Source organism: Vagococcus coleopterorum (assembly GCF_011303955.1).
Taxonomy (GTDB): Bacteria; Bacillota; Bacilli; order Lactobacillales; family Vagococcaceae; genus Vagococcus_D; species Vagococcus_D coleopterorum.
In genome coordinates this window covers 1,382,703-1,403,886 of sequence record NZ_CP049886.1, presented here as the reverse complement: position 1 = coordinate 1,403,886, position 21,184 = coordinate 1,382,703, and the positions used below count along the sequence as shown (strand labels likewise).

Sequence of the window (21,184 nt, the reverse complement as noted above, 5' to 3'; positions counted from 1 at the left end):
ATGACAAAGAAAGGGATTAAAATAGCAACCATTGGTGGAGGATCAAGTTACACACCAGAGTTAATGGAAGGCTTTATTAAACGCTATGATGAATTACCGATTAGCGAAATTTGGTTAGTAGATATTGAAGCAGGAAAAGAAAAATTAGAAATCGTTGGGGCAATGGCTAAACGAATGTGGGAGGCCTCTCCTTATGATGTGGACGTTCACCTAACGCTCAATCGTGAAGAAGCATTAAAAGATGCTGATTTTGTGACGACACAGTTCCGAGTGGGCTTATTAGATGCTCGAGTTAAAGATGAGCGTATTCCTTTATCCTATGGCATGATGGGACAAGAAACGAACGGGGCAGGAGGAATGTTTAAAGCGTTTAGAACAATTCCTGTGATTTTAGATATTGTTGAGGATATGAAGCGTCTTTGTCCAAATGCTTGGTTGATTAACTTTACAAATCCTGCTGGAATGGTAACAGAAGCGATTGTTCGTTATGGTAAATGGGATAAAGTTATGGGGTTATGTAATGTACCTGTCAGTGCCATGATGAAAGAGCCGGGCATGTTAGATACGACTTTGGATAACCTTATCTATAAATTTGCTGGCTTAAACCATTTCCATTGGCATAAAGTAACAAAAGATACAGGTGAGGATGTTACGTTAGAAATTATCGACAAAATGTTTAGTCAAGATGCAGGAATTCCTGTCAACATTCATAATGTGCCATTCTTTAAAGATCAATTAGTTCAAATGAAAATGATTCCGTGTGGTTATCACAGATATTATTATCGTGAGCAAGAAATGTTAGAAAGTGCGATTAATGAATACAACACGATTGGAACGCGTGCGCAACAAGTAAAAGAAACCGAAGCAGAATTGTTCGAGTTATACAAAGATCCTAAATTAGATCATAAACCAGAGCAGTTAGCTAAACGTGGCGGGGCACATTATTCTGACGCTGCATGTGAGACAATTGCCTCTATCTATGCCAATAAAGGAACACACATTGTTGTTTCGACTAAGAATAATGGTGCAGTTCCAGATTTAGATCCAGATTGTGTTGTGGAAGTATCGGCATTTGTGGGGGCAGCAGGAGCCTTACCGATTGCTTATGGTTCTTTAGAACCAGCAGAACGTGGCTGGTTACAAGCGATGAAGAATATGGAGCTTGTGACAATTGAAGCAGCTGTTACTGGCAATTACGGCTTAGCGCTACAAGCTTTTACAATTAATCCACTAGTTAGAGCCGGGGAAGATGCGAAAAAAATAATGGATGAGTTATTCATTGCTCATAAAGACTACTTACCTAATTTTGCTGATACAATTGAACGGCTTGAAAAAGAAGGAGTAACTATAAAAGACGCTGTTGCTTCGGAATTAGCTTAACTAGGTAATAAGGAATGAAAAATTATTTAGGAATTGATATCGGTGGAACATTCATAAAATATGGGATTCTTGATGAGCAGTATCAGGTTATTAAGAAATGGAAAAAAAAGACACGGCTATGTCATAGTCAATCAGAGTTTTATGATTATCTGTGCAAAGGACTAGATGTTAGTAGTATTTCTTGTGTAGGTGTCTGTGCACCAGGAGTCATTTCTAAAGAGTCGAAAGTGATGTCAAAGGCATCAGAAAACTGTCGAATTATGATGGGGACTACCATAAATGATGAAGTTCAAAGTAGATTAAATCGCCCGGTTAGAGCATTAAATGATGGGCATGCAGCGGGATACTGTGAAATGAAGTTGGGGAATGGTGTAGGCTCAGAGTCAAGTGTTTATTGGCTGTTAGGAACAGGTGTTGGAGGGTGCTACTGTATAGGGGAAGATATTGTAGCAGGCAGAAATAACATCATTGGAGAATTTTCACATATTCCGATTGCGATTGAGCAAAATAAAACAGTGGGTTTAGGGAGAATTTGCTCAGTAAATGCTTTGATTCAGAGTTACAACAAGGGTGTTACGGTACAAGATAAGCAACACTCGGGAGCAAACATTTTAAAAAAATATGTAGCAAAAGATACCTATGCGATTCAAATCGTTAATGACTGGTGCCAAAATATTGTTCTTGGATTACGGATGGTGATCGCCTTTTATAATCCAGAAATAATTTGTATTGGTGGTGGCGTCAGCGAGGAAGATTGGTTGATTGAAAAGATCCGGAATCATCTTGATTTTGAGGTTGAGTCGCAGTTAAAAGCATTGGCACCAACTAAAATAATGCCGTGTAAATTTAAAAATGACTCTAATTTAATTGGAGCAGTGTTGTATGCGACGGATCAAATTAACTGACGTGACTGAGACACTTAATGAAAAGGAGAGAAAGATATGAAAAGAATTATGCTAGTATGTTCTGCTGGAATGAGTACAAGCTTATTAGTTTCAAAAATGGAACAGGCAGCTACTGAAAAAGGCATTCAAGCTGATATTTTTGCTGTAGCAGCTTCAGAAGCGGATGTGAAATTACAAGACGATTCTGAAAAAATTGATATTCTTTTGTTAGGTCCACAAGTTAGGTTTATGAAATCACAATTCGAGAAAAAAGTTGCAACTAAAGGGATTCCAGTAGAGGTTATCGAAATGAAAGATTATGGCATGATGAACGGTAGTAAAGTCTTAGAGGCAGCACTATCAGTCATTGAAAAATAAAAAAAGATAGGTGAGATAGATGGGGCAAGGAACACTTGAAATGATTATGGGGATCATTATAAATGCCGGAAATGCAAAAAGTGAAGCAATGGAGGCAATCCAAGCGGCTAAAGAAGGGGATTTTGAATCTTCGGAAAAGAAAATCAACTATGCGAATGATGCACTTGTCGAGGCGCATCATTCTCAAACGGGCTTGCTAACAGCAGAAGCGCAAGGATCAGCACCAGATATTTCACTGTTATTAATTCACAGTCAAGATCATTTAATGACTAGCATTGCTTTTTCGGATATTGCTAAAGAAGTTATTAGTTTATACAAAAGACTAGACGAGAAAGACTAAATTTAAAAATAAAAAAGCCACCACATTAGTGGGGGCTTTTTTTCATATACTTTTTAGTAGCTTTAGTTGTTGAGAAGCTATTTGTTGGTTTCTTCTGAGCGTGAACCGTGTGTCCAGTTTCAGTTGTAGCAGAACCAACGGGTGTCTTACCTTGCTTCTGAGCAATCAAACGCATGGCTTTTTCCTTTTGAGTTTCATTCATGTTAATCACATCCTTAAGGGTAGTATAGCATTTTTATGGGAGATTTATCATATAAAGAAATAAAATTAATGCGTATGTGGCGGTGTATGGAATAATGCGGTAGAATTTAAAATATTAAAGAGAAGAGGTGTATCATGAATAAAAAATTTTTAAAAACAGATTTACAGAGTGATATGTCAGTAAAAGGACTATTTTTTTTACCATCTCAAGTTGAAGATAATGAGGATTGGGCAAACGGTGTTGTTGAGTATAGTGATACAGGGATAGTTATTACTTTATTTGATGATTTTAATGTTGATACTCCATTAGATTTTGGGAAATTAAATCAATTTGATGTAGTTCACTGTCTTACTGAGTGTGGAGAGAGGCTCTCTTTTTTTGATGTATGTCAAAATCGATTTAGCAATCATAGTTCGGGTTTTAAAATATCGGAGTATCGTTCAAACTTGATGATTTCATCAAATTTAGAATATGTTTCATCATTAGATACATTAAGAACAAAAAAATGTAGTTTTTCATTTGTAGGGATGAATGATTGGATTGAAAAAGATTATTATTCAAATGTAGGCAAATCTGTGATGCCGAATTCAGACGTAAAAAATGAGATGACTGATATCAAAATAGAAAATAAAAACTATTTAATTTCAGAAAAGACACTTATTACAGAAAAATATCAATTGCCAGATGTATCCTTTATTATAAAAAATAGTTTGGAACTGTCTAATAATTCTAAAGAAGAGAGTTTATCAATAAGTGAATATAAAAAAGTAGTTTTTGAAATTAACCGTCTTCTTGCTTTAGTTTTAGGAAAATATCAACAGATTGAGTATCTAGAGTGTATTGAACCGGATAAAAACCCGCTGAAGATAAAAATATATAGATTATTTTTCATCCAACAGGGTGTGGAATCTTTAAAACAAATTAGAAGTCCATTGATTGATTATAAAGAGTATAGTAATAATTTCAATAAATTATATCAATGTTTTTTTGATCAAAGAGAAAAAATAGAACCAATAATTGAAAACTATATTAGCGATAAAATCTTACCTACTTTTGCTATAAAAAGTTTAGTAAATATCAGTAAAACACTAGAAATGTACCATAGAACTTATGTGTATACAGAACCTGAAGTGAATAAGGAATTTCTTTATAAAAAAAATAAAGTGTTGGAATTTATTGAAAAAGAATTTGAAGAGAATCCAGTTAAAGATGAATTGAAAAGCCAACTCTCTTTCGTTAAAGAAGAACCATCTTTTTCTGGAAAAATTTCTAAATTGTTAAAGAGTGTACCTGACGATCTCCGAAACCTCTTTAGAAATGGTAAAGAAATATCGAAAGTTTCAAAGAGAATTACGGAGACTAGAAATTATTTAACACATGGTGGGGATAAAAATAATTATCCTGATAGATATCAAGAAATCAGTGAGATTATTGATATAATAATTAAGTTACGATGTATAACTGATTATTACTTATTGAAAGAACTTGGTTTTCAAAGTGAGCTCATAATAGAGTCTCTAATGGATTATAATGGTCCTTACCAAAGATTATTTTATTAATTATCTAAGATTATTATAGGAATATTTTCCTTGACTGTTCGCCCTTTCTACCTATACAATGGCGGCAAGACGAATATAATTGCATAATAAAAAGGCACTCAATGGTAGGACGGCAATCCCACCAGTGAGCCTGAAGTAGATACACTAGTTGTCTACCTCAGTTGCCATACTAGAAATGTATCATTTGACGGGATAATTGTAAATGGATTGCGTACCATTTTCGCGTACAAGTTACGCTTAACGCTTAGTCGGGTGGTAGCTTATTTAGATATGTCAAAGAGGTTGGACACTACTGTCCAGCCTCTTTTTTGTTTGCTTGAAACGTAGACAGTAAGCTTTGGATTATATTCGTCGTTTTATTGTTGCTTTCTAATTTGAGAAAGGGTGAGGAAAGATTGGTTGAAAACTCAACAAGTGAACGGTTTGCGATGAAGTTGATTGCAAATTCTGGTGATGGTAGGTCTTACGCATTTGGTGCCCTTAAACGAGTGAAGAATCGTCAATTCGAGGAAGCTGATGAATTGATGGAAAAATCTAATGAAGCCATTGATGTCGCACATAACACTCAAACGGAACTCTTAATAAAAGAAGCAAGTGGTGAAGAACAAGATATTAGCTTGTTAATGATTCATGCTCAAGATCACTTCATGACAAGTCTTTTAGCAAATGAACTAATTAAGGAAATTATTTTGTTGTATCGTGATCGTCAAAACTAGGAGGTAGCTTATGAAAATATTATTAGTCTGTGCAGGTGGTATGTCCACAAGCTTATTAGTTAAAAAGATGGAAGAGTATTGGTCAGAAGAAGGGATTCCTTTAGCTGTTAAGGCGGTTGGTTTAGGTCAGTATAAAGAGCAAGCAAACGATTATGACATGATCTTATTAGGCCCTCAAGTTAGATATAGATTGAATGAAATCAAAACTTTAACAAAGATGCCATGTGCCACAATTGATTCAATGGCATACGCGATGGGCGATTGTCCCGTCATCATGAAACTTGCTCAAAAATTATTAGCCGAGATGGAATAAAAAAGTGTCAGTCCTAATGAGTCAACAGAGAGAGGATGTTGTCAGTGGATAAATTTATGAATCAGGTTGAAAAAAGATTAGTGCCTATTGCGATGAAACTTGATAGTAATCGCTACTTAGCTGCTATTAAAGATGGTTTTTTTGTAGTTATGCCTTTATTAATTATTGGTTCTATTTTCTTATTAATCACCCAATTGCCGTTTGATCCTTATCTTAATTTCATGCAGAAAATACTAGGTGACGATTGGACTAGTTACTTCTTAACTGTTAATAACATGTCGATGAACTTAATGACAATCTTTGTTGTTTTAGGGATTTCTAAAAGTTTATCAAAACATTATGAGCTAGATACTGGTGGAGCACAAGTTGTTTCGCTATTCGCTTTCTTTATCCTGACACCTTTAGTAAAAGATACAAATGGCTTAGATGGTTTACCCGTTGGGAACTTTGGTGCGGCGGGGTTGTTTATTGGAATGATTGCTGCCATATTAGCGGTAGAAATTTTTAATGTAGTCATTAAACGTGGGTGGGAGATTAAGATGCCAGATTCAGTTCCACCTAATGTTGCGAACTCATTTTCAGCACTTATCCCAGCGCTTTTTGTGGGTATTATTTTTAACTTCATTAGAATAGGGTTTGCCTTAACTCCTTTTTTAACAGCCCATGATTTTATCTTCCAAGTCTTGCAAAAACCATTGTTATCTCTAGGAAGTTCGCTACCTGCGGTAATTATATTACTATTTTTTGAATCGTTGTTATGGTGTTTTGGTATTCATGGTTCCAATATTATGTTGGCGGTTATGACTCCAATTTGGACAGCATTATCTGTTGAGAATGCTGAAGCTTTTGCAACGGGTGGGGTCTTACCTAATATTGTCAATCTTCAATTTTATAGTAATTTTATTAAACTTGGGGGAACGTCTGGAACAATTGGCTTAGCTATCGTTTGTTTTTGGTTTGCGAAGTCACGGCAATATAAAACATTAGGTAAATTAGGATTTGGACCAGCTTTATTTAACATAAATGAACCGTTAATTTTTGGTGTGCCAATTGTTTTAAATCCGATTATGATGATTCCATTTATCTTAACGCCACAAGTTTTGGGAATTTTAACATACATTGTGATGAAGCTAAACATTGTCCCAATTACGAATGGTATTTTAGTTCCGTGGACGATGCCCCCAATTTTTTCAGGGTTTGTCTTGTCAGGGTGGAGAGGATCTGTATTCCAAATTTTAGAAATTATACTATCCGTCGCCATTTATTACCCATTCTTTAAAATGCAAGATAACAAAGCGTTACAATTGGAAAACAGCCCCAAAGCAATTGATTAAAAAGAGCAGGCATCTGAAGCTATAGAGGCACAGAATTTCTTGTTCAAAAAAATTTGGAAAAATAAAATGTAAGGGTTTACATGGATAGGTGTTTTATGTCATAATGACGACATGGATAGTTATTGCGATCGGGTAAGCTACACCTATTTATAGTATATTTAGCAGTTCTTTAGCTATTTATTCTATAGATAGGTGTTTTTATTTTCTGAGGGAGGAATACGAATGTTAATTGAAAGAGTAGTCAATAATAATGTTGTATTTTCTAGAGATGCTGAAGGACAAGAAATTATCGTATCAGGTAGAGGAATATCCTTTAATAAAAAAGTGGGGCTGGAAATTGATCCTGATAGAGTTGAAAAAATATTTGTAACCAAAGACTTTGAAAACGATAGTCGCATGGAAGCAATCCTAAAAGAAATCCCTATTGATTATTTTGAGATTAGTAATAGTATCATTTCCTTCGCAGAAGAGTCCTTAAATAAAAAGCTTCATGAAAGCATTTATCTGTCATTGAGTGATCACATTTACACGACAGTCAGTCGTTTTAAAGAAGGTTTATGTTTGAAAAATCCGATGCTTTGGGATATTAAACGATTTTATCCAGAAGAATTTAAAGTCGGTAAAGAGGCATTGGCGATTATTTATAAAAAGTTAGCGATATCTTTACCAATTGATGAAGCAGGTTTTATTAGTCTTCATTTAGTAAATGCCAGTATGGATGAAGATTTGGAAACAGTTTATGAGTTAACGAATTTGATGCAAGAAATATCAAATATCGTCAAGTATCATTTTCAGATGGACTTTGATATGGAGTCCATCTACTATCATCGGTTTGTAACGCATTTAAAGTTCTTTGCTTTGAGATTAACAACGAACAAAAAAGCAGCTGCTAATAATGAAAGTGAGTTACTAGAAATTATTAAATGTAAGTATATTAATGCCTATGCTTGTGTTGAGAAGATTAGTGAGTACTTACAAAATAACTATCACTATACTGTGTCAGATGATGAAAAATTATATTTGACGATTCATATTGAAAGATTGATTTATAAGACTGAATTAGATTAATACATCAGAAATGGTGTCTTATATAACTTTTAAACAAAGGAGGGCTGAGGTAAACAATTGGATAAAACTGGATGGTTACATTAAGTTGGCCACACCTTCAGACTATTTTTAATCAAAATTAAAAGTGATGGAGGAATTTGAAGTGAGAAAATATGAAGAATTAGCGATTGAGATTGTTAAACAGGTTGGTGGAAAAGAAAATATTATTTCATTAGGCCACTGTGTAACTCGGTTACGCTTTAATTTAAAAGATGAGTCTTTAGCTAATGATGATGTCCTAAAAAATATGGATGGTGTTGTAACAGTCATGAAAGCCGGAGGACAATATCAAGTTGTTATTGGAAATCATGTTCCTGATGTTTACAAATTGGTGAATGAAGTCGCTGGAATTTCAGCTGATTCAGCACCAGCTGAAAATAATAAGAAGATGAGTTTCCAAGATAAGTTTTTTGATATTGTTTCAGGAATTATGATGCCGTCCATTGCTATTCTGTCTGCGTCAGGGATTATAAAAGGTTTAAATACCTTATTAGTAATCTTCGGTGCATACGCGATGGACAGTTCTTATTACGTACTTGTCAATGCAATTGGCGACGGGATGTTCTTTTTCTTCCCAGTAATTTTGGGTTATAACACAGCTAATAAGCTGAAGGCTAATCCATTCTTAGGTATGGTTATCGGAGCAATATTATGTCATCCCTCAATAAATGGTGTTGACTTAACATTCTTTGGCCATACGATGAATGTTACATATACGACAAGTGTTTTACCAGTTATTTTAATTGTTGCCTTAGCAGCTCCGTTAGAGCGCTTCTTTAATAAAATTGTTCCAGATGTAGTAAAAACATTTATTGTACCGATGCTTGTTTTATTAATTGTTGTCCCAATTGGGTTCACCTTAATTGGACCAGCCGCTAATATGATTGGTACGGTTATTGGCCAAGCAATTAACGCTATTATTGTATTCAGTCCAGTTTTAGCAGGTATTGTTGTTGGCGGACTTTGGCAAGTCTTTGTTTTATTTGGAGTACATATGGTGATTTTAATTCCATCATTAATGAATTTATTATCAGGTAAGCCCGATTTGTTCATGGCATTAATTACAGGTGTATCGTTTGCACAAACAGCAGTTGTGTTTGCTATTTGGATGAAAACAAAAAATCGCAAGCTTAAAAATATTGCTTTTCCCGCTTGGATTTCAGGTGTCTTTGGTGTAACTGAACCTGCTATTTACGGGGTAACGTTACCACGTATTAAAATGTTTATTATTTCGTGTATTGGTGGGGCAGTTTATTCTGCAATTATTGGGTTCTTCGGAACGCAAATGTTCACAATGGCTGGTATGGGAATCTTTGCTTTACCTGGTATGATGGATCCTGTGAAAAATTCAGCTTCTGGTGTAATAGAAGCTGGAATTGCAATTGTTGCAGCAATGGTTGTAAGTTTCGTATTAGCCTACGCTATGTTTAAAGATGACAAAGTTGATGAAGTAAATGCAGTTAAAACAAATGAAAAAATTGAAGTGAAAAAAGATATGTTAGTAGCCCCCATTAAAGGTGATGTTATCCCTTTAAGTGAAGTATCAGATTCAGCATTTTCGCAAGGGATTATTGGTAATGGTATTGCAATTAATCCAAAGGAAGGAAAAGTATTTTCTCCTTGTGATGGAACAGTTTTAACGGTGTTCCCAACTAAACATGCGATAGGGTTGATTTCTGATAACGGTAGTGAAATTTTGATTCATATCGGAATGGACACAGTCAAACTAGAAGGTGAACATTTTGTCACTCATGTTGAAGAGGGTCAAAAAATCAAAAAAGGTCAATTATTAGTTGAGTTTGATATCGATGCGATTAAAGGAAAAGGGTACTCTTTAGAAACACCAGTGATTGTTACAAATACTGCTGATTTCTTAGATATTATTCCAATGGAAACAAAACAAACAACAGTTGGTGATGAATTATTGACCTTATTGACTTAGTAAGAATCAAATAAAATGTCTTTATTATGAAAGGATGATTGAAGTGGTATTTTCAGATAAATTTTTATGGGGTGGCGCAGTAGCAGCTAACCAATGTGAAGGTGCATGGGATGTTGATGGCAAAGGGCCAAGTATCTGCGATCATTTACGTGGTGGCAGTTTAACGAAAAAGAGAAGTTTTGATCGTAAAATTTTAGAGGGTGAATATTACCCAAGTCATGAAGCTGTTGATTTTTACCATCGTTATGAAGAAGATATTGCTCTGTTTGCTGAGATGGGTTTTAAAGTATTTAGACTATCAATCGCTTGGAGCAGAATCTTTCCAAATGGTGATGACCAAGAACCGAATGAAGCAGGCTTAGAATTTTATGATAAGGTGTTTGATGAGTGTATAAAACACGGTATTGAACCTCTGGTTACGCTTAGCCATTTTGAAATTCCTTATGCCCTAGTCGAAAAATATAATGGTTTTTCTGATCGACGCGTAGTGGACTTCTTTGTTAACTATGCAACAACTGTTATGACACGTTATAAAGATAAGGTGAAATACTGGTTAACGTTTAATGAAATTAATTTTGCGACGTTACCATTCGGTGCGTTAAATGTTCTAGGGATGTTAAACGAAGATACAGTGGATACTCATGATCCAGTTGATAATTTACAAGAACGTTATCAAGCGTTGCACCATGTTTTTGTGGCAAGTGCTAAGACTGTTATTGAAGGGCATAAAATCAATCCTGAATTTGAAATTGGTTGTATGTTGGCGCACATGACATTCTATCCGCTAAATCCAAAACCAACAGATATGATGTTGGTACAACATTGGGATAATCATATGAATAATTTTTGTGGAGATATCCATGTGAAAGGTGAGTACCCATATTTTATTAAAAATTATTTCGCTGAAAATGATGTAGAGATTAAGTTTGAAGAAAATGATCAAGAGATTTTATCAGCAGGAACAGTTGATTTTTATTCATTCTCTTACTATTCAACAAACTGTGCAAGTACTGACCAAGGAACGGAATTAACAGCAGGTAATTTAATGGGTGGGGTTAGAAATCCCTATTTAGAAGCAAGTGATTGGGGTTGGCAAATTGATCCAATCGGCTTACGTTATACATTAAATAAATTATATGACCGTTACCAAATTCCATTAATGGTCGTTGAAAATGGTTTAGGTGCTGTAGATGAAATTAATGAAGATGGGAACATCATTGATGATTATCGAATTGATTATTTAAGAGAGCACGTTGTGACAATGTCCGATGCCATTGATGATGGTGTGGAATTGATGGGTTACACAATGTGGGGCTGTATTGATTTAATTTCTGCCGGAACTGGTGAAATGAAAAAACGTTATGGCTTTATCTATGTAGATAAAGATAATGATGGCAACGGGACATTAGATCGTAAAAAGAAAAAATCATTTGATTGGTATAAAAAAGTCATCGCCACAAATGGTCAAGATTTGGCCTAAATTAAAAAGGATACCTGACATCAGGTATCCTTTTGTTTAGTCTTCTTTTAGAGCATCTAAATGTGAAAATCGTGGATCGTTTAATTGTGAAACAGTCAGATTTTGTTTAAAATTCTCTTCATAATTAAGAGAAAATAGAGCAGAATAAAGTGTATCTAGCAGAAAACAGATCGAATAGTGGCTGCTAAAACCAGCTATTTTTGAATAGAGTTTTTCGCGTGTCGAGATTTTTAAGGTACAGTCGGAAAATTTAGAAATAGTGTTGTCACCCATATTGGTTAAAGCCAAAGTTTTCACTTTATTTTTTTTGAAGATAGGCAAGAGATGGGTGATTGACTGTGTTTCACCGCTATAAGAAATAAGAATAGCTAAAACAGACGAATCAGCATGAGAGGCTTCCCAAACTTTTTCCCCGTCAAGACTAATGATAGAAACATTTTTATTGATGCGATTCATTTTATGACAAAAGTCTTGGGCTAAATAAATATTAATGTTACTAGTAAAGATTTTAATTTGTGGAGCCTCTTCTAATAGACGAACGGCAGCTGATAAATCATCATGATTCAATAAAGTTAAAGTGTCATTGATAGTTTCTTGTACAAGACTGCCAAGTTTGCCTGATATTTTAGTAAAGCCATCATTTTGTTTGAAAGGAAAGTTTGCATCAATACTTTGGAAATGGTTATCTAAATAATCAAGTTCATGAAGTAATTCTTGTTTAAATGCTTTCCAACCATCAAATCCCATTTTATGAGAAATTCTGATAAGGGTAGAAGGACTTGTGAATGTGGCTTTTGAAATATCTTTGATGGTTTGCTGGCTAAGTAATAAACGTTGTTCTAATAAGTAATCAATGACAACGCATTCTGTTTTAGAAAATATTGGGTTCTGTAATTTTTCAGTTAGTAGCATATAGACTCCTTTCAAACAGAGATGAAACAATTGTGATAACGCTTTCTTTTAGTTTAGCGTATTATGTCAGAATTGTCATTTCTATGGCTAAAAAATACCTAAAAATTTACAAAAGAGAGGCTTTATTTCGACTTTTTTGAGAATTAATTTTCTTTCGCAAAAAATCAAATGAAATCGCACCTAGGCTTTCGTAAACTATCAGTGTAAGTAAAACTAATTAAGGAGTGTGTAAAGATAATGACTGATAAAAAAGGAATTAAGATTGCCACAATTGGTGGGGGATCAAGTTATACGCCAGAATTAATGGAAGGTTTTATTAAACGTTACGATGAACTACCAATTCGTGAGATTTGGTTAGTAGATATCAAAGCTGGGAAAGAAAAATTAGAAATCGTTGGTGCTATGGCTAAACGGATGTGGGATGCTTCACCATACGATGTTGAAGTTCACTTAACATTAGACCGTGAAGAAGCATTAAAAGATGCTGATTTCGTGACAACACAATTCCGTGTTGGTTTATTAGATGCACGGGTGAAAGACGAACGGATTCCTGCTTACTATGGCATGGTTGGACAAGAAACTAATGGTGCAGGTGGAATGTTTAAAGCATTTAGAACGATTCCAGTTATCTTAGAGATCGTAGAAGATATGAAACGTTTGTGTCCAGATGCTTGGTTGATTAACTTTACGAATCCGGCAGGTATGGTGACAGAAGCGATCGTACGTCATGGTAAATGGGATAAAGTTATCGGATTATGTAACGTTCCTGTAGGCGCTATGATGATGGAACCAAAAATGTTAGATAAAACAATCGATGATTTAGTTTATAAATTTGCAGGTTTGAACCATTTCCATTGGCACCGGGTTTCTGATAACACAGGTAAAGATGTGACGATGGATATCATTGATAAAATGTATAGTGAGGATTCAGGTATTCCGGCTAATATTTTTGCAATGGCTTTTTTCAGAGAACAGCTTGATGCAATGAGGATGATTCCATGTGGCTATCACCGTTATTATTACCGTGAAGAAGAGATGCTTGAACATGCTTTAGAAGAGTACAAGACAATTGGAACGCGTGCGCAACAAGTCAAACAAACAGAAGCAGAGTTATTCGAGTTATACAAAGATCCAGAGTTAGACCACAAACCAGAACAACTATCTAAACGTGGGGGAGCACATTATTCAGATGCAGCCTGCGAAACAATTGCTTCAATCTATGCTAATAAAGGGACACACATTGTGGTATCAACTAAAAATAATGGGGCTGTACCAGATTTAGAACCTGATTGTGTTGTCGAAGTTTCAGCGTTCGTCGGTGCTGCTGGAGCGTTACCGATTGCTTTTGGAACATTACCACCAGCAGAAAAAGGTTGGTTGCAAGTTATGAAGAACATGGAACTTGTGACGATTGAAGCAGCCATCACAGGTGACTATGGTTTAGCTTTACAAGCCTTCACAATTAATCCGTTAGTCCGTTCAGGAGAAACAGCTAAACGTATCTTAGATGAACTATTAATCGCCCACAAAGAATTCCTACCAAACTTCTCAGAAGCTATTGCTAAAGTCGAAGCAGCCGGAATCGAAGTGCAAGACGAAGTCGTTAAAGAGATGTTGAGCAAGTAAACCATTTGTTAACAAATCATAGATTTCAACAGACCTATAAATTATAATTATAGGTCTGTTTTTTGTTATTAAATAAACTGGTTTAACAAGAAGCTCACAAATTTGTTAGTCAATCAGCTGGCAGCAAGTTTGAAAATCAAGATCAAAAGATGAAATAAATATTAATTTTCTTTTGTTCACTAAGTCTAATCTTCTAAATAGAAAATAGAAATCCCCCACCATTTGAGGCTTTTTTAATAGGTTTTTAACAACTTAAAAGACTTAAAAAAAAATTGCTAAATAGCCACTCATAGCATAAGATATGCATACATCATGATGGTTTATAAATTAGGAGAGGGGAGAGCTTATTCTTAAGAGCAAGCCAAAATTGCAATGAAAACAAATTTAATGAAAATAACTACTGGTGTTGTATTAGGATTTAGTTCTTTAGGATTTAATGCTAGCTTAGGGGTTGAAGCAAGCGAACAAGGCAAGCAGTCAGCCGATGATTATATTTCGAGTTTAGATTATGATAACCGAGAAATATTAGCGCATAACGGAGAGTTGGTTGAAAATGTTTTGCCAACATCAAGCTATCGTAAAAATGGTTCGTTCATTGTTTTACAACGTGAAAAAAAACAATTATCGAATGGTTCAGCCGATATTTCAGTAATTAATTCTACAAGTAATAAGGTATTCCCAGGAGCATTGTTGAAGGCTGATTCTGGACTTCTTGAAAATAAACCAACAATTATTTCGGGTAAAAGAGCCCCATTGACACTGAGCGTTGATTTACCAGGAATGAAAGATGGTGATAATCAAATTAAAGTTGAGAATCCAAAAGAAAGTACGGTTCAAAGCTCAGTTAATAATTTATTAAGTACGTGGAATGAAAAGTATGCAGGAGATTATCCAAACGTTGCGGCACGTATTGAATACAGCGACAGTATGGCTTACAGTATGGAACAACTGAAAGCAAAATTTGGCTTATCATTTGAAAAGCTGAAAGTGCCATTAAATTTAGATTTTTCAACTGTGACCAGTGGGGAGAAACAGGTCCAAATTGTTAACTTTAAACAAATTTATTACACAGTGAATATGGATACGCCAGAAAACCCTGGTGATGTTTTTGATAGTAGTATAACAACTGACTATTTAGTTAAAAAGGGAGTGAACTCGCAAACGCCACCTGTTTATGTTTCAAATGTGGCTTATGGTCGTTCAATGTACGTTAAGTTGGAAACGAGCAGTAAAAGTAATGAGGTTCAAAATGCCTTTGCGGCAGCCATAAAAGGGGTAGACATTAGTCAAAATACAGAATATCAAAGTATTCTAAATAATAGCTCCTTTACAGCGGTTATTCTAGGTGGAGATGCGGGACAAGCTTCTAAAGTCGTGAGCGGTAAAATCGAAGACTTAAAAGAGATTATTCAAGAAGGAAGTCGCTATGGTAAATTAAATCCATCCGTTCCAATTTCTTATACAACATCATTTTTAAAAGATAACTCTGCTGCAACAATTAGTAATCAAACAGAGTATGTTGAAACAAAAATTAATGAATATAAAGATGGGGCGGTAACCTTAGATCATTCAGGGGCCTATGTCATAAAGTATCATCTATATTGGGATGAGCTAAGTTACGATGAAGAAGGCAATGAAGTTTTAACACCTCGTTCATGGGAAAGAAATGATGATAATTTAACAGCACATTTCGCAACGACTATTCAGCTGAAAGGAAATGTCAGAAATCTAAGAATTAAAGCTGAAGAGTGTACGGGATTAGCTTGGGAATGGTGGCGGACAATTTACGATAAGTCGGATATTCCGCTAGTTAAACACCGTATCATTAGTAATTGGGGAACAACATTATCACCCAAGGTTTCAGATGAAGTAACAGATTAAGCAAAATGATATAGACATATAAAATGAATTTTTATTATGACAAAGATCAGCATGTGGAATCTTTTTTTAGTGGTTGTTTCTGACCGCCAACTAAATAGATTTTACATGTTTTTTTATAAAATAATTTCAGTCCAGTAAACAAAATAAAAGTGTAATATATTGTATATTACACTTGATTAATCACATTATATTAAGTTGTTATGTTAGCATTACAATCTAACCTGTATCAACTGAACCCCACATTTTTCAATTTGTTGGATGTAAATATTAGGTAGGAAAGAATCGGTAATGATGTAGTCAAAGTTAGAGATGTTAGCAAAGTGTTCTTCTGATTCTTTATTAAACTTCCGGTAATCAGCAAGTAAGACTTTTACACCACGCGTGTGTTTGACCATCATTTGATTAATTTGACTTTCATTAGTTGAAGATGAAAAGACATGTCCCGTTTCTAAAGATATACCATAGCAGCCCATAACACAGATATCTGCATACTTGTCTCTCAGAAGACTAAGTGCATCTATCCCTGTTAGGGCTCTTTTTGTGTTTCTTAGTTCGCCCCCAGTTAGGACTACGTGGCAAGTGCTGGGGAGAGTGAGTGTTGATATATTTAAGTTATTCGTGATAATTGTATTATTTTGATAATTGATGAAGTTTAGCGTTTGCAGCGCAGTCGTACTACTATTAATAAAAATAGTATCGAATTTTTTAATCAGTGAAGAGGTTTGTTTAGCTATCGCTTCTTTTATTTTACGTGGACCGAATTGATCAACATTAGGTGAATATTCAGGATTTAACAACACATAACCATGCTTTTTAATAATTTTATCTTGTTCTTCTAGAAAGTTTAAGTCCCGTCTAATTGTGTTAATAGAGCAGTCCATCAATCGTGCTATATCGGTGACGAGGGCTGATTCACTTTGCTTTAATAAATTAATTATTTTTTCGTGTCGATCAAAGATAATTTTTTTTGAATTTTTCATCGGATCACCTTTCATTTCAAAGAGTCATAAAAAAACCATAAAACAATCATGTATATCGAAAAAAAAGAGAAAAAAACCTTATATCGTGAAATCGCTTACAGGAGGATTGTATCATAATAAGGATATACAAGAAAGGAGTTGTCAGATTTGAAAGTGACAGATGTGAGCAAAGAAAATTGGATGAATTCAGTTTTTCCAGAATGGGGTACATGGTTAAATGAAGAAATTTCAGAAGCAGTTGTTCCAGAGGGGAACGTTAGAATGTGGTGGTTAGGCTGTACGGGTATTTGGATTAAGAGTGAAGCTAGTACGAATATTTTATGTGATCTGTGGACAGGGACAGGTAAACGGTCACATGGTGCAGGAAAAATGAAAAAAGGGCATCAAATGATGCGGATGAGTGGTGTTGAAGAATTACAACCTAACTTACGTGTCCAACCATTTGTGATTGATCCGTTTGAAATTAAAGATGTAGATGCTTTAGTTGTGACACATATTCACTCAGATCATTTAGATGTGAATACGGCTGCTTGTGTTCATAATAATTGTCCAGAGGCTAAATTCATTGGACCGCAACAAGTTGTTGATACTTGGATTGAATGGGGAATTCCTGCGGAGAAAACAATTGTTGTTCATCCAGAAGATGAGGTAGCGGTAAAAGACATTACGATTAAAGCCTTGGAAGCATTTGATAGAACATGTCTAGTGACCTGTCCCGATCCGGAAGTTGTGTTAAAAGGGAAAGTTCCAATGGACATGGATGAAATGGCAGTGAACTATTTATTCCAAACAACTGGTGGGAATATTTATCATGCTGGTGATTCTCATTATTCTAATCGCTTTGCTAAACATGGTAATGAATATGACATCGATGTTGCGTTAGGAGCATTTGGGGAAAATCCTCGAGGCATTACGGATAAATTAACATCGGTTGATATTTTAAGAATGGCAGAGTCGTTAAATACAAAAGTTGTCATCCCAGTTCATCATGATATTTGGGCTAATTTTATGGCTGACCCAAATGAAATTGTTATATTGTGGGAGTTTAAAAAAGCTCGCTTGAACTACCAATTTAATCCGTTTATTTGGCAAGTAGGAGGATCATTTACTTACCCACAAGATAAAGGTGTGATTCATTATCACCATTACCGTGGTTTTAGAGATGCTTTTAGTGTTGATAACGATACACCGTTCCCATCATTCTTATAAGGAGTTGTTGATATGTTGCAATCGTTTTTAGAAAAAGATTTAGTGCGGTTTGAATCGCTGTCAGAAAACACGTGGCAAAACGCCATTAAAGTCAGTTGTCAGTCATTGGAGGATCAAGGAATTGTTGATTCTGAATATGCTGATGAATTGATTGGCTGTGTGAATGAGTTTGGTCCATATATTGTGATTATTCCAGGTGTGGCAATGCCTCATAGTTCTCAAGGAAGTAACCATATTAATGGGACAGCAATCAATCTGACAATTTTTGACCAGGAAGTTGTGTTTGATGAAGAGAAAAAAGCTAAAGTATTCTTTACTTTAGCTGCTCAAAACCCAGAAGAGCATATGGAAAACATTTCTAGTTTATCTGAACTATTAATGGAAGATGGATTAGTAGATGAGTTACAAAAGTTAACAAATATCGATGAGTACCAGGCACTTATAACTAATTATTAAATGGAGGTTTAATATGGAGAAGATTTTAGATGTATTATTTACGATTTGGTCATATTTTGCAGATAATATTTTGACGCAGCCAGCTTTTCTAATTGGGTTTATTGTTTTAATCGGCTACATCTTATTAAAACGCCCTTGGTATGACTGTTTAGCTGGGTTCCTAAAAGCAACAGTCGGTTACTTAATTTTAGCTGTGGGTTCTGGCGGTTTAGTCAATAACTTCCGTCCGATTTTGACAGGATTAAAAGATCGTTTTAATTTAGATGCCATGGTTATTGACCCATATTTTGGACAAAACGCGGTTGATAACGGTTTGATGGAAACCTTTGGTCGGACCTTCGGGGATGTTATGTTACTTCTTTTAATTGCCTTTGTTATGAATATTTTATTAGTTAGATTCCAAAAATATACGAAACTACGGGCGGTATTTACAACTGGTAATGTTCAAATTCAACAAGCTGCGACAGCCTTTTGGATTTTACTATTTTGTTTCCCTGACTTAGGAAGAATCCCAGTACTACTAATTATGGGACTTATCTTAGGTTTATATTGGGCAGTTGGTTCAAACTTAACAGTAAATATGACACAAGATTTAACAGAAGGGGCAGGGTTTGCAATTGCCCATCAACAAATGTTTGGTGTTTATTTAGCCGGACGTATTGCTGAAAACATGCGTAAACGTGAGCTTAAAAAAGGTAAAGTGACAGAAAGTAAAAAAATTGAAGATATTAAACTGCCAGGTTTCTTATCAATCTTTAACGAGAACATGGTCGCAACATCTATCTTGATGTTATTATTCTTCGGCATTATTTTAGTTGTATTAGGACAAGATTATTTAGTTGCTGGTGAATTTATGAAACCAGACCAAAGCTTCTTCTTCTATATTTTAACAACTGCATTAAACTTTGCGGTTTACCTAGCTATTTTACAATTAGGTGTTAGAACATTCGTATCTGAATTAACAGAAAGTTTCCAAGGGATTTCAAACACAATCTTACCTGGTGCGGTTCCTGGTATCGATGTAGCAGCAACATTCGGTTTTGGATCACCTAATGCTGTCACGCTTGGTTTCTTATTTGGCTCGCTAGGTCAATTCCTAACAATCGGTTTATTAATTTTATTCAATTCACCAACAGTTGTTATTGCCGGATTTATTCCACTGTTCTTTGACAATGCTGTTATTGCGGTTTATGCAAATAATCGTGGCGGTTTAAAAGCGGCCTGTATTTTACCTTTCTTATCAGGGATTATTCAAGTGCTTGGGTCTGCAATATTTGCAACATGGATTGGTTTATCACCATTTGGCGGTTACCTAGGAATGTTTGACTGGGCAACAGTTTGGCCAGCCTTCACTGTGATTATGAAAGTATTAGGCTATGCCGGTATTGTAGTGGTCGTTCTACTATTAGTTATTATCCCTCAATTACAATACAAACGTGATCCAGAAAATTACTTCTTAATTGTTAATGATTACGACAAATACAGTGAAAATAAAGAAAATAACTAATCAGAGGAGAGTTTAAGATGAGAGTATTAGTATCGTGTGCGAATGGTTCAGGAACAAGTTTAATGATGAAAAAAACAGTTGAAAAAGCGTTGGTAAAAATGGGCTTTAACATTACACAAATTCATCACTGTCCAATTTCAGAAGGGAAAAGTACCGCAGCATCTTATGACGTGGTATTCACACCATTGAACTTTGTTGAGATGTTTAAAAATGCTGAGAAAAAAGGCATTGCAATTTTAGGTGTTAAGAATGTTTTATCAGAAAAAGAGATTATTGAATTAGTAGAAAATTCCAACTTGAAAGAAAAATTCTTAAAATAGAAAGAGGTTAGACTAATGGCAGTTCCTAATTTACAAATTGCATTAGACCATAATACTCTTGAAGATGCGATTAGCGATATTTTTAAAGTAGGAGAAATAGTCGATATCGTTGAGGTTGGTACAATCTTATGTCTTCAAGAAGGACAAAAAGCAATTAAAGCAATCAGAGCAATGTTTCCATCAAAGATTATTATTGCCGATACTAAATGTGCCGATGCCGGAACAACAGTTGCTAAAAATGTTGTTGAATGTGGAGCGGACTGGATGACAGTGATTTGTAGCGCGACGCTACCGACGATGGAAGCAGCACGTAAAGAAGTAAAAGAGTTACAAGTAGAGTTATATGGTGATTGGACAATGGAGCAAGCGAAGTCTTGGAAAGAAATAGGGATTAACCAAGTCATCTACCACCAAAGTCGAGATGCCTTACTTTCTGGTGGCTCATGGGGTGAAAAAGATTTGAAGATGGTTCAGCAGTTAATTGATTTAGGATTCCAAGTATCCGTAACGGGAGGTCTATCTGTAGAAACGCTGTCCTTATTTAAAGGTATGGATGTCCACACCTTTATTACAGGACGTGGTATCACAGCAGCCGAAGATCCAGTTAAGGCGGCAACTGAATTTAAAGAAACTATTCGAGCTATTTGGGGGTAAATAT

At 35.2% G+C, this 21,184-nt stretch carries 21 protein-coding genes; 18 read left to right on the top strand and 3 right to left on the bottom strand.

Features of this window, described 5'->3' with window-relative positions; all coding sequences use genetic code 11:
- From G7081_RS07030 to G7081_RS07015, 4 genes are read left to right on the top strand one after another with little or no spacing between them, the layout of a single operon-like run.
- A complete protein-coding gene (locus G7081_RS07030; RefSeq protein ID WP_166008227.1) occupies positions 1-1,380 on the top strand; it encodes a 6-phospho-beta-glucosidase in 1,380 nt (459 codons plus the stop codon).
- Between the two features lie 14 nt (positions 1,381-1,394).
- Positions 1,395-2,285, top strand: coding sequence for an ROK family protein (locus G7081_RS07025; RefSeq protein WP_166008226.1), 891 nt, complete (start codon positions 1,395-1,397; stop codon positions 2,283-2,285).
- A gap of 36 nt (positions 2,286-2,321) precedes the next feature.
- Positions 2,322-2,642: a PTS sugar transporter subunit IIB gene (locus tag G7081_RS07020; RefSeq protein ID WP_166008225.1), complete on the top strand. Its 321-nt coding sequence runs from the start codon at positions 2,322-2,324 to the stop codon at positions 2,640-2,642.
- Positions 2,643-2,661: 19 nt separating this feature from the next.
- Positions 2,662-2,982 (top strand): PTS lactose/cellobiose transporter subunit IIA, encoded by a 321-nt coding sequence (locus G7081_RS07015; protein WP_166008224.1) that lies wholly within the window; start codon positions 2,662-2,664, stop codon positions 2,980-2,982.
- 25 nt (positions 2,983-3,007) lie between these two features.
- On the opposite strand, the gene G7081_RS07010 is transcribed toward G7081_RS07015, so the two are convergent.
- Positions 3,008-3,184: a hypothetical protein gene (locus tag G7081_RS07010; protein ID WP_166008223.1), complete on the bottom strand. Its 177-nt coding sequence runs from the start codon at positions 3,182-3,184 to the stop codon at positions 3,008-3,010.
- Between the two features lie 134 nt (positions 3,185-3,318).
- Between G7081_RS07010 and G7081_RS07005 the strand changes: the two genes are divergently transcribed.
- The 7 genes from G7081_RS07005 to G7081_RS06975 all read left to right on the top strand — a co-directional run bounded on the left by G7081_RS07005 (position 3,319) and on the right by G7081_RS06975 (position 11,635).
- Positions 3,319-4,743, top strand: a complete 1,425-nt coding sequence (locus G7081_RS07005) for a HEPN domain-containing protein (protein WP_166008222.1) — start codon at positions 3,319-3,321, stop codon at positions 4,741-4,743.
- Positions 4,744-5,171: 428 nt separating this feature from the next.
- Positions 5,172-5,459: a PTS sugar transporter subunit IIA gene (locus G7081_RS07000; protein WP_420824514.1), complete on the top strand. Its 288-nt coding sequence runs from the start codon at positions 5,172-5,174 to the stop codon at positions 5,457-5,459.
- A gap of 10 nt (positions 5,460-5,469) precedes the next feature.
- A complete protein-coding gene (locus G7081_RS06995) occupies positions 5,470-5,772 on the top strand; it encodes a PTS sugar transporter subunit IIB (protein ID WP_166008220.1) in 303 nt (100 codons plus the stop codon).
- 44 nt (positions 5,773-5,816) lie between these two features.
- The gene (locus tag G7081_RS06990; RefSeq protein ID WP_166008219.1) at positions 5,817-7,106 is read left to right on the top strand and encodes a PTS sugar transporter subunit IIC; all 1,290 of its coding nucleotides are present in this window, start codon (positions 5,817-5,819) and stop codon (positions 7,104-7,106) included.
- A gap of 222 nt (positions 7,107-7,328) precedes the next feature.
- Entirely contained in the window at positions 7,329-8,174 is an 846-nt protein-coding gene (gene licT, locus G7081_RS06985; protein WP_166008218.1) for a BglG family transcription antiterminator LicT, read from the top strand.
- A 142-nt stretch (positions 8,175-8,316) separates the two neighbouring features.
- Positions 8,317-10,155, top strand: coding sequence for a beta-glucoside-specific PTS transporter subunit IIABC (locus G7081_RS06980; RefSeq protein WP_166008217.1), 1,839 nt, complete (start codon positions 8,317-8,319; stop codon positions 10,153-10,155).
- A 43-nt stretch (positions 10,156-10,198) separates the two neighbouring features.
- Complete coding sequence (locus G7081_RS06975) at positions 10,199-11,635, top strand: glycoside hydrolase family 1 protein (protein WP_420824500.1); 1,437 nt, start codon at positions 10,199-10,201, stop codon at positions 11,633-11,635.
- Positions 11,636-11,671: 36 nt separating this feature from the next.
- Here the strand turns inward: G7081_RS06975 and G7081_RS06970 are convergent, their stop codons facing one another.
- Positions 11,672-12,547 (bottom strand): MurR/RpiR family transcriptional regulator, encoded by an 876-nt coding sequence (locus tag G7081_RS06970; protein ID WP_166008215.1) that lies wholly within the window; start codon positions 12,545-12,547, stop codon positions 11,672-11,674.
- Between the two features lie 237 nt (positions 12,548-12,784).
- Between G7081_RS06970 and G7081_RS06965 the strand changes: the two genes are divergently transcribed.
- Positions 12,785-14,173, top strand: coding sequence for a 6-phospho-beta-glucosidase (locus G7081_RS06965; RefSeq protein ID WP_166008214.1), 1,389 nt, complete (start codon positions 12,785-12,787; stop codon positions 14,171-14,173).
- A 372-nt stretch (positions 14,174-14,545) separates the two neighbouring features.
- Positions 14,546-16,054, top strand: a complete 1,509-nt coding sequence (locus tag G7081_RS06960) for a thiol-activated cytolysin family protein (RefSeq protein ID WP_275115408.1) — start codon at positions 14,546-14,548, stop codon at positions 16,052-16,054.
- 209 nt (positions 16,055-16,263) lie between these two features.
- Here the strand turns inward: G7081_RS06960 and G7081_RS06955 are convergent, their stop codons facing one another.
- Positions 16,264-17,034 carry a DeoR/GlpR family DNA-binding transcription regulator gene (locus G7081_RS06955; protein WP_166008213.1) on the bottom strand — a complete coding sequence of 257 codons (771 nt, stop codon included), beginning with the start codon at positions 17,032-17,034 and terminating at the stop codon, positions 16,264-16,266.
- Positions 17,035-17,214: 180 nt separating this feature from the next.
- On the opposite strand from G7081_RS06955, the gene ulaG reads away from it, so the two are divergent.
- The 5 genes from ulaG to G7081_RS06930 are packed head-to-tail and all read left to right on the top strand — an operon-like array spanning position 17,215 to position 21,180.
- Positions 17,215-18,243 carry an L-ascorbate 6-phosphate lactonase gene (gene ulaG, locus G7081_RS06950; protein ID WP_238786676.1) on the top strand — a complete coding sequence of 343 codons (1,029 nt, stop codon included), beginning with the start codon at positions 17,215-17,217 and terminating at the stop codon, positions 18,241-18,243.
- Positions 18,244-18,255: 12 nt separating this feature from the next.
- Positions 18,256-18,699, top strand: coding sequence for a PTS sugar transporter subunit IIA (locus G7081_RS06945; RefSeq protein WP_166008211.1), 444 nt, complete (start codon positions 18,256-18,258; stop codon positions 18,697-18,699).
- Positions 18,700-18,712: 13 nt separating this feature from the next.
- A complete protein-coding gene (locus tag G7081_RS06940; RefSeq protein WP_420824499.1) occupies positions 18,713-20,206 on the top strand; it encodes a PTS ascorbate transporter subunit IIC in 1,494 nt (497 codons plus the stop codon).
- Between the two features lie 17 nt (positions 20,207-20,223).
- The gene (locus G7081_RS06935) at positions 20,224-20,526 is read left to right on the top strand and encodes a PTS sugar transporter subunit IIB (protein WP_166008210.1); all 303 of its coding nucleotides are present in this window, start codon (positions 20,224-20,226) and stop codon (positions 20,524-20,526) included.
- A 15-nt stretch (positions 20,527-20,541) separates the two neighbouring features.
- Positions 20,542-21,180, top strand: a complete 639-nt coding sequence (locus tag G7081_RS06930) for a 3-keto-L-gulonate-6-phosphate decarboxylase UlaD (RefSeq protein ID WP_166008209.1) — start codon at positions 20,542-20,544, stop codon at positions 21,178-21,180.
- The last annotated feature ends 4 nt before the right edge of the window (positions 21,181-21,184 follow it).